At 32.3% G+C, this 17,182-nt stretch carries 13 protein-coding genes and 1 pseudogene; 6 read left to right on the top strand and 8 right to left on the bottom strand.

Annotated features, from left to right (window positions below; genetic code table 11):
- The first annotated feature begins 270 nt into the window (after positions 1-270).
- A complete protein-coding gene (locus tag KA894_RS04415; RefSeq protein WP_096810382.1) occupies positions 271-1,179 on the top strand; it encodes a COX15/CtaA family protein in 909 nt (302 codons plus the stop codon).
- A gap of 252 nt (positions 1,180-1,431) precedes the next feature.
- Here KA894_RS04415 and KA894_RS14925 read toward each other — a convergent pair.
- The 4 genes and pseudogenes from KA894_RS14925 to KA894_RS04400 form a co-directional block, all read right to left on the bottom strand.
- A pseudogene (locus KA894_RS14925) lies at positions 1,432-1,644 on the bottom strand (IS5/IS1182 family transposase); the annotation flags it as partial.
- 557 nt (positions 1,645-2,201) lie between these two features.
- A complete protein-coding gene (locus tag KA894_RS04410) occupies positions 2,202-5,657 on the bottom strand; it encodes a pyruvate carboxylase (RefSeq protein ID WP_115342297.1) in 3,456 nt (1,151 codons plus the stop codon).
- Between the two features lie 367 nt (positions 5,658-6,024).
- Positions 6,025-7,260 carry a cell division peptidoglycan polymerase FtsW gene (gene ftsW, locus KA894_RS04405; protein ID WP_103373728.1) on the bottom strand — a complete coding sequence of 412 codons (1,236 nt, stop codon included), beginning with the start codon at positions 7,258-7,260 and terminating at the stop codon, positions 6,025-6,027.
- A 348-nt stretch (positions 7,261-7,608) separates the two neighbouring features.
- A complete protein-coding gene (locus tag KA894_RS04400) occupies positions 7,609-7,884 on the bottom strand; it encodes an Fpa/YlaN family protein (protein WP_096810385.1) in 276 nt (91 codons plus the stop codon).
- 343 nt (positions 7,885-8,227) lie between these two features.
- Between KA894_RS04400 and KA894_RS04395 the strand changes: the two genes are divergently transcribed.
- Positions 8,228-8,710, top strand: coding sequence for a hypothetical protein (locus KA894_RS04395; protein WP_119487808.1), 483 nt, complete (start codon positions 8,228-8,230; stop codon positions 8,708-8,710).
- 1 nt (position 8,711) lies between these two features.
- Positions 8,712-8,885, top strand: coding sequence for a DUF2197 domain-containing protein (locus tag KA894_RS04390; protein WP_096810387.1), 174 nt, complete (start codon positions 8,712-8,714; stop codon positions 8,883-8,885).
- A gap of 867 nt (positions 8,886-9,752) precedes the next feature.
- Here the strand turns inward: KA894_RS04390 and typA are convergent.
- Positions 9,753-11,600, bottom strand: a complete 1,848-nt coding sequence (typA, locus tag KA894_RS04385; protein ID WP_207606617.1) for a translational GTPase TypA — start codon at positions 11,598-11,600, stop codon at positions 9,753-9,755.
- A 100-nt stretch (positions 11,601-11,700) separates the two neighbouring features.
- Between typA and KA894_RS04380 the strand changes: the two genes are divergently transcribed.
- A complete protein-coding gene (locus tag KA894_RS04380; RefSeq protein WP_096810389.1) occupies positions 11,701-11,892 on the top strand; it encodes a DUF5325 family protein in 192 nt (63 codons plus the stop codon).
- A gap of 201 nt (positions 11,893-12,093) precedes the next feature.
- Here KA894_RS04380 and KA894_RS04375 read toward each other — a convergent pair whose 3' ends face one another.
- Positions 12,094-12,915, bottom strand: coding sequence for an inositol monophosphatase family protein (locus tag KA894_RS04375; RefSeq protein ID WP_107644347.1), 822 nt, complete (start codon positions 12,913-12,915; stop codon positions 12,094-12,096).
- A 251-nt stretch (positions 12,916-13,166) separates the two neighbouring features.
- Between KA894_RS04375 and KA894_RS04370 the strand changes: the two genes are divergently transcribed.
- Entirely contained in the window at positions 13,167-13,778 is a 612-nt protein-coding gene (locus KA894_RS04370; protein WP_096810391.1) for a YktB family protein, read from the top strand.
- Between the two features lie 100 nt (positions 13,779-13,878).
- On the opposite strand, the gene KA894_RS04365 is transcribed toward KA894_RS04370, so the two are convergent.
- Entirely contained in the window at positions 13,879-14,391 is a 513-nt protein-coding gene (locus KA894_RS04365) for a DUF4064 domain-containing protein (RefSeq protein WP_103372888.1), read from the bottom strand.
- Between the two features lie 218 nt (positions 14,392-14,609).
- Between KA894_RS04365 and KA894_RS04360 the strand changes: the two genes are divergently transcribed.
- On the top strand, positions 14,610-15,953 hold the full coding sequence (locus tag KA894_RS04360) for an Nramp family divalent metal transporter (RefSeq protein WP_096810393.1): 1,344 nt from the start codon (positions 14,610-14,612) through the stop codon (positions 15,951-15,953).
- 43 nt (positions 15,954-15,996) lie between these two features.
- On the opposite strand, the gene auxB is transcribed toward KA894_RS04360, so the two are convergent.
- Complete coding sequence (gene auxB / locus KA894_RS04355; RefSeq protein WP_096810394.1) at positions 15,997-17,172, bottom strand: lipoteichoic acid stability factor AuxB; 1,176 nt, start codon at positions 17,170-17,172, stop codon at positions 15,997-15,999.
- Positions 17,173-17,182 lie beyond the last annotated feature (10 nt).

The following is a 17,182-nucleotide window of genomic DNA, read 5'->3' as shown; positions in this document are numbered from 1 at the left end:
TTTCCATATAATACAATGATATATCAATTTATGGTCATTGACTACATTTATATAAAGTTATTTGTGACACTTTATCGACATTCACAAATAGTCATTTTTGTGACACAATTAGAAGTGCATTTCTTGTTATAATGATAATTAAGTTTTATTTAAAAAGAAAGAAATCAATTTCAAGAGATTATGAATAATAGTGAAATGTTGTGCTTAACTTTCACTTCAACTCTATTCCATCTCTTATTTGAGTTTTATTTATATGTGGGGGGTTAATTCTTGTTTAACAAAAAAAACCTGAAATGGTTATCTGTGTTAGCAGCCATAATTATGGCATTTGTACAACTCGGAGGAGCTTTAGTAACCAAAACTGGTTCAGCAGATGGTTGTGGTTCAGACTGGCCATTATGTCATGGCGCTTTCTTACCACAAAATTTACCTATACAAACGATAATTGAACTAAGCCATCGCGCTGTATCTGGATTATCTTTAATTATTGTTTTATGGCTAGTAATCGTAGCTTGGAAACACCTCGGTTACATCAAGGAAGTTAAACCTTTATGTATCATCAGTGTTGGTTTCTTACTCATACAAGCACTTGTTGGTGCAGCTGCGGTAATGTGGCAACAAAATGCTTATGTTCTTGCATTACATTTTGGTATTTCATTAATTTCGTTCTCTTCAGTATTTGTCTTAACTTTAATCATCTTTGAAGTAGACCATAAATATGAAGCTGATGAATTATTTATTCGTAAGCCTCTAAGAATTTATACATGGATAATGGCTGTCATTGTTTATCTAACAATTTATACTGGTGCCTTAGTTAGACACAAAGAAGCAAGTTTAGCTTATGGGCAATGGCCTCTACCGTTTAATGATTTAATACCTCATAATGTGCAAGATTGGGTAAACTTTACGCACCGAGGCATGGCTTTAATTGCGTTTATATGGATATTAATTACATTTATTCATGCAATTAATAATTATAAAGAGAATCGTACCATTCGATTCGGTTATACTGCTGCCTTTATTTTAATTATTTTACAAGTAATTACAGGAGCTTTATCTATTATTACTGAAGTCAATTTATTGGTTGCTTTACTACATGCTTTATTTATCACACTATTGTTTGGCTTGATTGCATACTTTATTGTATTGATGTTACGAACAATTCGAAGTGCTAAATAAATGAAATGAATAACCTTAAATAAGTGTTGAAGACATAGGTAGCTCCAACTAGAAACAAACGTCAATTTCTATTGAAATCATATAGAAATTGACGTTTTCTTTGTTTTTGTGTAATTTTGCATCTCGTTGAGCTCTTATTTTTCTCATATCCAGCGCTACTAAGATAAAACTAAATTTTCGTTTAACCTTATTCATTTTTAATCCAGTTTTCATAAATTAAATTTTTCATGAACAATTGCCGTATGCATATCATTTAAAATTTCTCTTAAATTCATATTTATCTTCTCGATTTACATAACTTTTAAAGTCGACTCTTTTGTGTTTTAGATAAATAAATTTATCGTATTTCAAATTCTGTGTATTGAAAAGATTACTTTTATATTTTTTAACCTTACCTTTAAGAAACAAAAAATAATATGTAATGAAAGACATGCTATTAAAATGATCTATGATTGACGCCATATATCATGATTAGTGATTGATACTTGAGTTCAATTAGTAGCGAAAGTTGAGTCATGTTATCATCTCAGATATAATACGCCCCGTTAATTTAGTTTAGTGAGGTTTATTGAATTATATGAAAGTGTCTTATTTTTAGTAAAAACTTATGATAATGATATTAGTCTAAAACATAGTATTGATTGTGACACGCTGTAGGAATAGCATGCGTATTGAGCATTTAGTCTCAATATTCATTGATTTATTCAACATACAAACGCCACTACTGTATAATCTATATAATATGCTATTTTTTAAAAATAACAGTAGTTTCGCCTGATTTTTGTGAGAAAGTACTAAGCAAAGACTATAAGATAATACATTACCCGCGAAAAAGTGCGCATAAAAAACTGTCAACAAAGTCAAAGGCTTTGTTGACAGTATGAAGCGTTCCAATTAAGTCACTCATTAACTATAAATCAGTATTTTCTAATTATAAAAATAAATGATGTCTATGCAAGGAATGCAACGAGTATATGTTTGATTTTAGTCATACTCACATTTTTTATTTGATTAATTCTTATTTAATCTACTGGTTCTTTTTCAATTTCTATTAATAAATCTCCAGTTTCGATCGCTTCTCCATTTTGAACGGTTACTTTCTTAACCACACCATCAAATGGCGCTTGTATCGTTGTTTCCATTTTCATTGCTTCTGTGATTAATAAGGCTTGTCCACTTGTTACAGACTCCCCTTCTGAAATTTTAACTTCTGTTACTGACCCAGGCATTTGTGCGCCAATATGATTTGGATTTAATTTGTCAGCTTTAGGTTTAACACTTGCGTTTGCTTTTACATTTTCATCCTGTATGAAAATACGTCTCGCTTGACCATTCATATCGTAAAATATTGTACGAACCCCTTTTTCATCAGGTTCAGTAATTGTTTTAAGCGTAATAATCAATCGTTTACCAGTGTCTATCTCAATTTCTACGGTTTCATTTGCTCTCATACCGAAGAAGAATGTTGGTGTATCTAAAAGTGACACATTACCATATTGTTCTTGTGTCGTAATAAATTGTTCATAAACTTTTGGATATAATACATAACTAATAATGTCTTGTTCAGTGACTTCTTTTTGTTGTTTTTCTTCTAATTCTTTCCTTATTGCTTCAAAGTCGACTGGTTCTAAATACTCACCTGGTCTGTCAGTTAATGGCTGCTGTCCTTTCAAAATCACTTTTTGTAGTTCTTTATTAAATCCGTTTACTGGCTGACCAATTTCACCTTTAAAGAACGAAACAACCGACTCAGGAAAATCTAATTTATAACCATCTTTAATTACAGTTTGTTCATCTAAATCGTTTTGGACCATATACAACGCCATATCTCCAACTACTTTTGATGATGGTGTAACCTTAACGATATCCCCAAATAAGAAATTGACACGTTTATACATGTCTTTAACTTCATTAAATCGATTACCTAACCCTAAACTTTTGGCTTGTTGACGTAAATTAGAATATTGTCCGCCCGGCATTTCATGTTGATAAATCTCTGTATTTGGTGACTTAATATCACTTTCAAAATCACTATAATATTGACGTACTGTACTCCAATAATGAGATAACTCTTCCATGCCATCAATATCTGCACGCATACTTCTTCCAAATCCATTTAGTGCATAATATAACGAGTTGCCACTTGGTTGACTTGTTAGACCGCTCATTGATGCAATTGCTGTATCTATAACATCTACACCGGCATCTATAGCTTCTTTATAAGTTAAAAGACCGTTACCACTTGTATCATGTGTGTGTAAGTGAATTGGTAAATTAACTGCTGCTTTTAATTCACCGATTAATTCGTATGCTGCTTTAGGTTTTAATAAACCAGCCATATCTTTAATAGCAAGTATGTGGAAACCTTCAGATTCTAGCGTTTTCGCCATATTAACGTAGTAGTCTAATGTATATATATTAGAACGATTTGGATCCAAGAAATCACCCGTATAACAAATCGTTCCCTCTGAAATTTTTCCTGCTTCTTGGACTGCTTCGTTAGCAACTTTCATCTGGTCTACCCAGTTTAATGAATCAAAAATTCGGAATACATCTATACCTGCTTCAGCACTTTCTTTCACGAACTTTTTAATTACGTTATCTGGATAGTTTTTATACCCTACTGCATTAGAAGCCCGTAACAACATTTGGAATAAAACATTTGGAATAGACTTTCTTAATCTTTCTAATCTTTCCCATGGGTTTTCTTTCAAGAAATTATAAGCGACATCAAACGTGGCGCCGCCCCACATTTCTAATGAAAAACTATCTTTCATTACTTCCGATGTTTTAGAAGCAATATTCATCATATCTTTTGTTCTAACACGTGTTGCCAGTAAGGATTGATGTGCATCTCTAAATGTCGTATCTGTAATCAATACGTCTTCTTGTTCTTTCAACCATTGAGCAACTGCTGTAGGTCCCTTACTATCCAATAATTGTTTTGTACCTTCAAACTTATCCACTACTTTTTTAGGCACTTGTGGAATAGGTGATGTTTCATATACCGGTTTCGGTCGTTTTTCAACGTTTGGAAATCCATTAATCGATACATTACCGATATATTCTAATGTCTTTGTCCCTCTATCTAAAGTCGGTTCAATATCAAATAATTCTGGTGTACTTTCAATAAATTTGGTTGTATAATCGCCAGTTTTAAACTGTGCATTTCGCATAACGTTAATTAAAAATGGGACATTGGTTTTTACACCACGAATTCTCATTTCTTGCAATGAACGATCCATTTTTTCGTTTGCTTGTTTAAATGTCATACCGTGTGTAGATAATTTTACTAGTAAAGAATCATAATATGGCGTGATTTCGGCACCTTGGAATCCATCACCAGCATCCAGCCTCACACCAAAACCACCACTTGAACGATACGCAATAATTCTACCTGTGTCTGGCATGAAATCGTTAGTTGGATCTTCCGTGGTGATACGACATTGGATAGCATAGCCTAGTGTTTTAATATCTTTTTGTTGGGGCATACCAATTTCTGCATCAAATAACTTTTCACCGTCAGCTACAAGAATTTGAGTTTTAACTACATCTACGCCTGTTACCATTTCAGTAATCGTATGCTCAACTTGAACACGTGGGTTTACTTCAATGAAATAGAAATCTTCTCCAGAAACTAGAAATTCAACAGTACCAGCGTTAACATAGTTGATGTTTTCCATTAATTGAATCGCAGCATCACAAATACGCTCTCTTAAATCATCAGGTAAAGCGACAGAAGGTGCAACTTCAACAACCTTTTGATGACGTCTTTGTACAGAACAATCACGCTCGTATAAATGGACTATATTTCCGTGCTCATCACCAATCACTTGTACTTCAATGTGTTTTGGATTATCTATATATTTTTCAATATAAACTTCGCTATTACCAAATGATTTCTCTGCTTCGGATTTTGCACGGTGAAATGCATCTTCTAATTCATCTTCCGAACGGACAATACGCATGCCTTTACCGCCACCACCACTCGTTGCTTTGATCATCAACGGGTAACCAGCTTCATTGGCAAAAGCGACTGCATCCTCTTGGTTGTCAATCGGTCCATCTGTCCCTGGGATAACACTTAAATTAGCATTAATTGCCGTTGTTCTCGCTTTAACTTTATCTCCAAACATATCTAAATGTTCTACTTGTGGACCAATAAATTTAATGCCTTCTTCCTGACACCGTTTAGCAAATGTTTCATTTTCACTTAAGAACCCATAACCAGGATGGATCGCGTCCACACCTGCGCGTTTAGCAACATCTAAAATACGTTCAATATCTAAGTATGATTCTGCTGGTCCTAAGTCATTTCCTACCAAGTAAGATTCATCTGCTTTATATCTATGTAAAGAGCCTTTGTCTTCGTTGGAATAAATTGCTACCGTTTTAATATTTAACTCAGTTGCTGCTCTAAAAATCCTTATTGCAATTTCCCCACGATTGGCTACTAGTAGTTTGTTTATTTGTTTCAAATCATGGTCCCCCTTAAATTTTGAATTTTCTAAAAAGTTTAATATAGATTTTATTATAGCAAAATACGAACTATGTATACAGTAAAACATTTTTGACACTTTTTTGTTTAGTAATAAAATTAATAATGTAATTTTCATTAATATACCATTAGTTTTAATATAATTATTCACCAAAAGCATGGTAGCTATCGGATTTAAAACACATTATATCATACCAATTACATAACATAAAGTTATCACTGACAATAACTAAACGTTATCATTCATACTATATTCGCTAAGTTTTTCAAAATTAAAATGAGTAAATTGAAAAAAAGCAAACGTTTTCAATCATTTAAGGTTGAAATGTTTGCCTTTATAGCCATCTTTAATATCTACTTGAGATATCAAATTTTTTAGTCTGTTTGCGTTGTTGTTTTCTTTTATACGCGTCCACTTTAATTTGTTTAGCAGTGATTAATAATAATCCCATCGCGATACTCAAACTTATCATGGAAGATCCACCAAAACTAATAAAAGGTAATGGGACCCCTGTTAACGGGATTGTACCTGAAATACCACCTAAATTAACAAAAGTTTGACTTCCTATATAACTTGCGACCCCTACACAAACAAGTTTATAAAAATATGAACTTGTTTTACTTGCGAGTTCAAACGCTCTATAAACAATAAAGAATAACAAGCAGATTACGATAAGCCCGCCAACAAGTCCCAGTTCTTCACAAATTATTGAAAATATAAAATCTGTGTGTGGTTCAGGTAGGTAACCTAATTTCATAATACTATTACCTAAACCACGACCTAACAAGCCTCCATTACCAATTGCTATTAATGAATTAGAAATGTGATACCCTGTGCCTGATTCATTGCTAAATGGGTCTGTCAGTGTACTAAACCGAGCTGTTAAATAATCTGGGACGAGGCCAATGAGTAAAAATAAACCACCAATTAAGACCACACCTGTCGCTATGATTAATCCGTATTTTAATGATTTATGAACCCCAATACCCGCGTAAAATAAAATTGAAAAGAAAATAATTAGTATTAAAAGTGTCTGACCAACGTCGCGTTGTAAAAATACAAGTGCAATACAAATAGCAGCTAAAACAATCGGAGACAGCATCACTTTTGGCTCTTTAAATACCCTTGGTCTTTTCTTTTCTATCATATACGGTATATATATAATTATTGCGATTTTTAATAATTCTGAAGCCTGTAAGTTCATAAAGCCTAAATTAAGCCAACTTTTTGAACCATTAATATTACTTCCTACTAATAACGTGGCTAGTAGTAATAAAATAATGCCTAGCATCATCCATTTCTGAAACCTAATTGTTTCTAACAATTTAACATTCATCACGAAGGCCATAAAAAACACGAGAATGATACTCATGATTACGTACATCAACTGCCTAGTATAAAAATAAGTCCCTGCTACTGAAACGCCACCAGTTAAAGATCCTTTTGTAGCTGCCACCATACTTGCACTATATACCATGACTAAGCCAATGAGACATAACAATAAATATGTAATTACTAATGGATAATCAATATATTTAGCATTTTTACCAATATATCGAAAAAATTTTTTTATGTTATTCATTTGACATATCATCCAATTCTATTTTTTATTCTTTACAAGCTAATAAAAATTTCTTTCAATACTTCAACTATTACAAATGGGTGTTATTTATAAATTTAATTGTACTTGAACATTATATCAAATAACACAAGCATATTTCGAACAAATGTAACGCAATATTTCATATTTTGAAATCATCATTTTAGCTCATTTAATATCAAACAAAAAAGCGGCTACGATACAATCAATAAAATATTGATATCTTAGCCACTCCAAATCATTTATGTAGTTTTATTTCACTACTTTATTTTTTATAAGGTTCTATTTACTAAAAATAAATTAAGTCTTTACTAAATATATTTATTCCAATTAAACGTTAGTGAATGCTTCATGCAATTTAGATAATTCTTTCTCTAAACGAAGCATTAAATCTTTGCCCGCTTCTCTGTCAACTAACCCAAGTTCTACAGCAAAATCTACTTCTTTTTGCAAACCAAACATTTGAGTATCCAGAACTTCTTCATATAATGGGCACTGAGGTAATGTTAGATTATCCATTTGAACTTTAATCAATTGAAGAATCCTATCCGCATCTTTATTTAATTGGTCATATGCCGCACTATTTAATTTTTGACTCTTTACCATGACATATTCCCCCTATCAATAGTAACTTTATATGTAAAAGTTTATCTTACTGATAAATAAAAAGCAAGAGAATTCAGTAATATACTAATCATAGTTATTTGTGATAAAATTATAACCAGCGATATATTTAAACCAGTTATATATTTAATTTAAAAACGAAGTACATAAAACATTGTGACATAAGCCTTTAATACAATTTTTCAACTTTTAATTTTTGATTTGTAAAAATTAAACTTAGCTGTTCATTGATTTTAAATTCACAAAAATGTCATTTTTAGGCATGTACATACTTTTTGTAGTATCGTTTATTTAAAAATATTTAAAATGCATTAGGAGTGGGATTATGATTCAAATTAAGGGTGAAGTTAAATTTCCGATCACTTTAGATAGTACGACTTGGATTTTTGACGATAGAAAAGTTCAATTAGAAGATTTAGAAAGCGGCGTATTTGATGGCACAAAACCAATCAATTTCAATGATAATCGTGAATGGAACCGCGCTATTCTCGAAGGACAAACAAATCCACCAACGCTAAATTCAGAAATAAAATACAGAAAAAGAGCTGTTTTAGAAAATTCATTTGTAATTAATATGGCACCATTTTTTAAAAACGCGGAACCGTATGATAACGCAACAGCAATTCGTTTATTTAATGATAAAGATTCAATTGAAGTACCGATGGAATTATTACCGTATCTTTTTTTCCAATTTGCGCGTGATGGCAAAAGACTTTACGACGATAACTTTGTAGATAGTTTTGTTTATATTCCAGAACAAGGTTATTCATATGAGTTTAAGTATGTTACTCATATTGAGGTGATTTAAGTTGATTAAAGTTCAATGTATTATTTGTGATACCGAGGTATTTATTGATCGAAATACATTAGAAGCTAAAAGGTTAAGAAATGATCCAATGCATACATTTATGTGCGATGAATGTAAAAGTCGACTAGATACACCGAAACAAAGAAATCAAGAAACGACTTTCGATCATCGTTAAACTATACCGACGCTATGTGTTGCTTAATTTTATTATTGCCTTTTTAAAAGTAGATTAATGAAGCTGGGATATAAATCCCACAATGCAGCCCCAAAAAATGCTTGACTTAGGGATCTTTTTGGGGCTCATTTTATATTTTTATTTCGTATCGTTTTGCTCGCTTGTCTCAGAGATGTCCTAGACCTATAATCTCAACACACATGCTATCCCTATCGGCGTGTTGTTACCAATACTATGATTCAAATTATATATAATTGTCATAGATTTTTTATTGATGGTATTAAAGTAGTAGCTAACGTTAATAGATATACAATCGGAAAATTATAATTTAAAATATTTCAATTCTCAAATCAATCAAAATCTTTCAGAATTAGAAGTTAAAAATGCTTCAGTCAACGAACTAAGGATATAGAACCAGCTTTTAGAGTTAGTAGTGCTATTTGGCGTTTCACTCGAATACCAGTTCGAGAAATAAATAAGGTCCAATGAGAATACCATTTTATCTTAATAGTGCTAAATAAAAACATAGTAGTCCAACGAGCTACAAAAATTCACAACAACAAAGAAAACGTCAATTTCTATATAATTTCAGTAGAAACTGGCGTTTTACGCTTTATCCGAGATGTTTATGCTCCAGAATTGTAATACTCAAAATCAGCACGATTTAAATACAAAAAATGTCCCTTCATTTTAAAATGAAGGGACATTTTTTGTACACATATACTATATCACAAACTCTAATTAATTCTATATTATAAGAAACTTTTGAGTCGAACTGTCTCAAATATAAAAACAGGATTAGAACAAAACACTAAAATCTTTTAAGAATTATAGGTTTCTGTTCCGCTTCTGTCTTCAATATAATTATTAGTCTTCTTCTTGCATTAATTGTTTGATGCGTTTAGCTTCTTTCTCACGAGCTGATTTTTCTAATATTGTTTTTCTAATACGGATCGTTTGAGGAGTAACCTCTACTAATTCATCATCATTAATAAATTGTAACGCTTCTTCTAAAGTTAATTTTCTTGGTCGTTTCATTGTTACTGTTTGGTCTTTTGTAGCTGAACGTACGTTAGTTTGATGTTTTTCTTTTGTGATATTAACTGTTAAATCATTCTCACGGTTATGCTCACCAACAATCATACCTTCGTATACTTCAGTTCCTGGTTCCATAAAGTTTGTACCGCGATCTTCTAAGCCCATAATTGCGTATGCACTAGCTTGACCTTTATCCATAGAAACAAGCGCACCATTTCTTCTGCCGCCAATACGTCCTTTAACACGAGGTTTGAACTCTTCAAATGTATGGTTAATAATACCATAGCCATGTGTTTGTGACATAAATTCAGTTGTATAACCAATTAAGCCACGAGCTGGAACCATGAAAATAATACGCGTTAAACCATTGTCAGTCGTAACCATATCTAGCATTTCACCTTTACGTTGACCTAATGATTCGATAACTGCACCAGTGTATTCTTGTGGTACTTCGCATTGTACACGCTCAAATGGTTCACATTGGACGCCATCAATCTCTCTCAAGATAACTTGAGGTTTAGAAACTTGTAATTCATAACCTTCACGTCTCATATTTTCAATTAAAATTGATAAGTGTAATTCACCACGTCCTGCGACAATCCATCTATCTGGTGATTCAGTTTGTGTTACTTTTAATGACACGTCTGTTTCTAATTGTTCATCTAAACGTTCTTGGATTTGACGAGATGTTACAAAATCACCTTCACGCCCAGCAAATGGTGAATTATTAACTTTAAATGTCATTTCTAATGTTGGCTCATCAATTCTAAGTACTGGTAATGCTTCTTGATGATCAGAAGGCGTCACTGTTTCGCCTACGTTAATATCTTCCATGCCTGAAACAGCTATTAAATCTCCAGCATGTGCTTCTTCAATTTCTTCGCGTTTCAATCCGAAATAACCAAAGATTTTAGATACTCTGAAATTCTTCACAGAGCCGTCTAATTTTAATAAAGATACACTATCACCAACACGCATCGTTCCTCTGAACACACGTCCTACACCGATACGTCCAACATAATCATTATAATCCAACAATGCAATTTGGAATTGTAATGGTTCATCTCTGTTATCAATAGGTGCAGGTATATAGTCAATAATTGTTTCATAAAGTGATTGCATATTCTCATCTTGTTTTTCAGAATCTAAACTTGCTGTACCGTTAACAGCTGACGCATAAACAACGGGGAAATCTAATTGTTCATCATTAGCTTCTAATTCGATAAATAAATCTAATACTTCATCTACTACACCTTCTGGTCTAGCTTCTGGTTTATCAATTTTATTTACCACAACTACAGGTTTTAAATTTTGTTCAAGTGCTTTCTTCAATACGAAACGTGTTTGTGGCATTGTACCTTCATAAGCATCTACTACTAAGATTACGCCGTCAACCATTTTCATGATACGTTCCACTTCTCCACCGAAGTCAGCGTGTCCTGGTGTATCTAAAATGTTGATTCTGTTATCTTTATAATTAATTGCTGTATTTTTAGCAAGAATTGTGATGCCTCGTTCTCTTTCTATGTCGTTAGAATCCATTGCTCTTTCATCAACATGCTCGTTCTCACGGAAAATTCCTGATTGTTTTAATAATTCATCTACTAATGTTGTTTTACCATGGTCAACGTGAGCGATGATGGCTATATTGCGAACATCTTCTCTTAAATTAGTCATTTTATACTATTTCCTTTCTCGAGTAAATTCCCACTTTTCTTTGCAACTTTTTTATTATATCATATAATTGATTAAAGAAAACTATAAAGGTGTGGTCGGGATGCAACAAAAAAAATCTAAATCAATATTTTGGGTACTCGCTATAATTGCTATCGTATTTTTACTATTATTTAGCTTTAGTATCGCTGCTACAAATGTTCCAATGATGATTTTAACATTTATACTGTTCATTGCAACATTTGGTTGCGGTTTCACATTAAAAAAGAAATATCGTGAAAATAATTGGCTATAGTTGCCCAAACAAATAACGTGTTTTATAGGGAGTGGGATAGAAATTATACTTTTACGGAATGATTTCGTGGCCCTATCCCGGCAAGCATGACTAGAAAAAAGTGTGCAAGCGCTAAAGTTCTTGTATCAGCACTACTAGCTATTGTTGTTCATATGATATTCGAGGCTGAAACATCAATGATGTTATCAGCCTTTTTTATTTTCATTTGTTATTTTTTAAGCGTTGTTGCAAGGCCTCTATTATTTCATTATTTTTTTGAAAATGAAATTCTAACAGTTCTGCATGTAATTGTGGATTTGCCATTACTATTGAGCTCGGTTCATAAATAGACAGTGCGTTCCCCATTAAATCAGTTCCTATACCACCAACCTCTTGCAATATAATTAACCCTCCAGCGAAATCCCAAGGTTGTAACCTGGGGGTAATATAACCACCTAACTTGCCTGTAGCGACACAAATAATTTCTAAAGCTGCAGAACCATATGCTCTCACACTTCTTGACTCCTCTACAATTGGTTTGAACATTTCTTCTAATCTTGGTTTTGTAAGCCAATTTGGGTTAAGTCCTATTACACTAGTGTTTAAAGGACTGGATTCAATACACGGTAATAAATTACCATTTTCATAAGCGCCTTCGCCTACTTTCGCGTGATATAGCACATCGTTCATCACGTCAAATACAAAACCTGCATATGGCTTCCCGTCATTAAATACACCGATAGAAATCGCAAAATTTTCCTTTTGATGCACAAAATTCAACGTCCCATCAATCGGATCAATGACCCATACAACGCCTGATTCATCTTTAAGATTATGGCCATGCCCTTCTTCACCAATTACTAGATGCTCTGGATAGGTTTGCATAACATTGTCAAAAATATATTTTTCTGTAGCTTTATCAACATTTGTTACGAGATCATTAGGATTAGACTTAGTTTCAATTTCTATATCTTGTTTCATGATTTTTTTTACATTGATGCCTGCTTCTAATATAAGGCCTTTTGCAAACTCATAAACAGTCATTGTTTCCATCTCCTTTTTAGCGAATCATTATACCTTAATATGTGGTTAAAAAGATATAGAAGTATATATTAAAATAAATAATTATATGTAATCTTATGCTAGTTCATAATACTATTTTTTTACCCTAATTCATAGGTTTGTACACGTGATACGCATTTTATATAAATATTACAATCCAAGCCAAACGCAATGTTTAACGTGCTACGTTATGCTACAATACAATCGAATAAATAAATAACAGGAGGCTAAATATGACTAAATATACATTTACAACACAAGATTTTAAAGCATTTGCAGTTGACGGCTTAAATGCAAGAATGGAAGCATTAAATGAACATATTCGACCACAGTTGAACGAACTTGGTGAATATTTTTCCCAATATTTAGAGACAGCAACAGGTGAAATATTCTATCCACACGTTGCAAAACATGCGAGAAGAAGCGTTAACCCGCCAAAAGATACTTGGGTTGCTTTTGCTACAAATAATCGTGGTTATAAAATGATCCCCCATTTTCAAATCGGTCTTTTTGAAAATCAACTTTTTGTTATGTATGGTGTGATGCATGAAGCAAAAGATAAAGCACAGCGTGTAAAAGTATTTGAAGAACAATTCGATACACTTAAAAATTTGCCTACTGATTATAGTTTGAGTTTAGACCATATGTCTCAAGAAAAAACATACATAAAAGATATGTCAGATGAGGCTATACAAAGCGCCATTAATCGTGTCAAAAAAGTTAAAAAGGGTGAATTATTTGTTGCACGCACACTTACACCTGATGCAAGAGAATTAAAAAGCGATAAAGCCTTTTTAAACTTTCTTGAAGAAACTTTTGAACAATTATTAAAATTCTATCAATAAAACTATAATATAAAACCAGGTTGAGACCTTTATTTCTATCTCAACCTGGTTTTATACTGGAGTCATTTAAACGTATATCCTTTTGTTACCAAAGGGTATTTTAGTATATATATGGATCATCCTCTTTTTTCTTTTTTAATTCATCTTCCGGGTTCATGTCACTGTTCTGACGCTGTTGAATATCTTTATCATTATTTCTCTGTTGCTCTTGATAACTTGCATGGTTATATTGTTGTTTCTTTTTATCTTTTTTGACTAATAACATAATACCCGCAATCATCCAAAGTATAAGTGCAATAAAATTACCTGTAAAAATACTAACTAAAGCAGCAGCAACTAAAAGACATCCTGCTAAAATCCTATTGCCTTTAATTGTGAAGACACCTAAGAATCCTAGAATCGTTGCAAATAATAAAAATCCACCTTGCATTATTATTGAAGCTTTAAGCGCATCTGCAGATACTGACATGCCTTGTTGTTGATATATTTGATTTAAAGCTTCTTTAGATTCTGGGAAATTTAATAAAATTAGCCCTAAAATCATAATTACTAAAAATAATAAACTAAGACCATTTGCAATCCAAGCAAGGATTTTTTCAGCTTTCCGATTCATACTTTTCCTCCTAATATTTCATTAATACCATCATAGCAAATTTTTTAAAATTTAAAAATCACAAAGTATCATCCCTTAATTACCAAAATATTAATTTTTGAATATAAAGTTAAAAACAGTAAAATTTGGGACAAAAAACCTTTTATTTTAGGTTGACCTAATAAAAAATTCGGAGTAACCTATAAAATATTAATTGTGAATATAGGAGGTGTCTTTTAATGTCTAAAAATATTAAAATGCACAATAAAAGTTTAGAAGAAATCAACAATACGGTTTCTATCAATACTAATGGCAAATTTAGCCAAAAATTATTATCTTATTTAGGGCCAGGTCTATTAGTGGCTGTTGGGTATATGGATCCAGGAAATTGGATCACTTCAATGCAAGGCGGTGCTCAATTTGGATACATTTTGCTATTCGTAATTTTACTCTCTAGCCTATCAGCCATGTTACTTCAAAGTATGACAGTAAGATTAGGAATAGCAACAGGTATGGACTTAGCACAAGCAACAAAATACTACTTGAATAAACCACTATCTTTTGTATTTTGGATTATTGCTGAGCTAGCAATTATTGCAACCGATATTGCTGAAGTTATTGGTAGTGCGATAGCGTTAGATTTATTATTTGGAATCCCTTTACTCGTTGGTGCACTCATCACTGTACTAGATGTATTTTTATTACTCTTTATTATGCGTTTTGGTTTCAGAAAAATTGAAGCTATTGTCGGTACTTTAATTTTCACTGTATTAGTTATATTTATATTTGAAGTATTTATTGCTTCTCCTCATGTAAGTGAAGCTTTAAACGGTTTTTTACCAAGTAAAACAATCATTACTGATAACGGCGCTTTATTTATTGCGCTTGGTATTATTGGAGCTACAATCATGCCACATAATTTATATCTACATTCTTCAATTGTGCAGTCAAGAATGTATGATAGAAATAATTTGAAATCTAAGGCTCATGCAATTAAATACGCTACAATGGATTCAAACATTCAACTTTCAATAGCATTTGTTATTAATTGTTTATTATTAGTTTTAGGCGCAGCTTTATTTTATGGTGTTAACAGTGATCAATTAGGTGGTTTTTATGATTTGTATCAAGCCTTGCAAAATCAACCTATATTAGGGGCTTCTATGGGCGCAATTATGAGCACGTTATTTGCAGTTGCATTACTTGCTTCTGGTCAAAATTCTACAATTACTGGGACAATGGCAGGACAAATTGTAATGGAAGGGTTTTTACACTTAAAAATTCCAAACTGGTTGCGTCGACTTGTAACACGTCTAATTGCAATTTTACCAATCATATTCTGTATCGTTATTTTCAAGAGTGACGAAGGTAAAATAGAGCAATTGCTTATATTCTCACAAGTATTTTTAAGTTTAGCTTTACCCTTCTCTTTAATACCATTACAGTTAGCTACAAATAATCGCTATCTAATGGGACAGTTTAAAAATAAAATGTGGATTAACACAATTTCTTGGTTATTAATTATTATTTTAAGTATTTTAAATATTTATTTAATAATTGAAACTTTCCAAGAATTAGGATAAAAAAGGCCGAGTGCACAATATAATTTGCACTCGGTCGTTTTTGTTACTTTTCATTTTCTGAATTTGTTTCTTCAGATTGCTCATTTTTATCTGACGACTTATTTTGATCATTTATATCTTTTTCTTCAGATTGTTGAGTTGTGATTTTTTTTCGCTCTTCAAAATTCATTCTTCGTTGATTCACCGCACTCGGTTGTTGCTTACGTCTTTCCTTTTCACGCTGTTTACGTTCTTTCTTTTCTTGTTTGATTCTAGCTTTTTCCTCTGCCTTCTCTTGTTTCAATCTAGCAGCTTCTTCTGCTTGTTCTTGTTTAAGACGTTGTTGTTCTTCATATGCTTCTTGTTTGCGCTGTTGTTCTTTTTCGAATGCTTCTTGTCTATATCTAGCTTCTTCTTCAGATTGTTGGTTAGCAAAATCTTGCGCCTCATTATCGTCTTGAGCATTTTCTTCTATATTATTTGGTTGTTTTTTAGATTTATAATTATATTTCGCTTGTCTTGATAATACTTGAGGTTCTTCATCTGTTGCATTTACATCCGCATTTACTTTATCTGCAACTTCAGAACTGTACCCACCTCTTCTTAATTGATGTTCATCATCTGATGGTCGTTCTACGTCAGAAGTTTCTTGTTGTACATTGTATTGTGGATTTGGTTGAGATTTTGGTTGTGGTTCTGGATCTGGTTGTGGTTCTTGCTCATATCTTTGGTCATTATAACCGCCTTGGAAACCACCAGTATAATACGTTGGTATGGTTTCTACTTTCTCTTTACGTGCAAACATCATGATTGCTACTATTAAAAAGAGAATTGGTATAATTAATGGCACGAACAATAGTACTAAAGGCAATGTTACAATCATAGCTATTAAAAATAAGAAACCAGATAAAATTCTGATATTCATTGAAATTAACGCTAAAAATGATATTAATAAGCAAACAATAAAGTATACAATAACAGCCCATATCCCATTTTGTAACCAAATGACAAATTGAATTGTATTTAATCCATTATTCGTTAATATTTGTTGAATAAAATCATTACCATTTAATGATGTTTCTAAATTTTGAATAGAGCTTTCACTACTAAAAGAGACTAATGCAATAAACATTGTTACTATAGTTAATAAAAGTAGGAATATCCAGCTCAACCAACCCAATACTTTTTCTGCTAGTCGACTCACTGGACGCCTAACTTGAGTATATTGTTCTCCTGACATTTCTATACAA

This window comes from Staphylococcus sp. GDY8P131P, from assembly GCF_017891975.1.
GTDB lineage: Bacteria > Bacillota > Bacilli > Staphylococcales > Staphylococcaceae > Staphylococcus > Staphylococcus nepalensis.
This window is presented reverse-complemented; position numbering and strand designations above follow the sequence as displayed.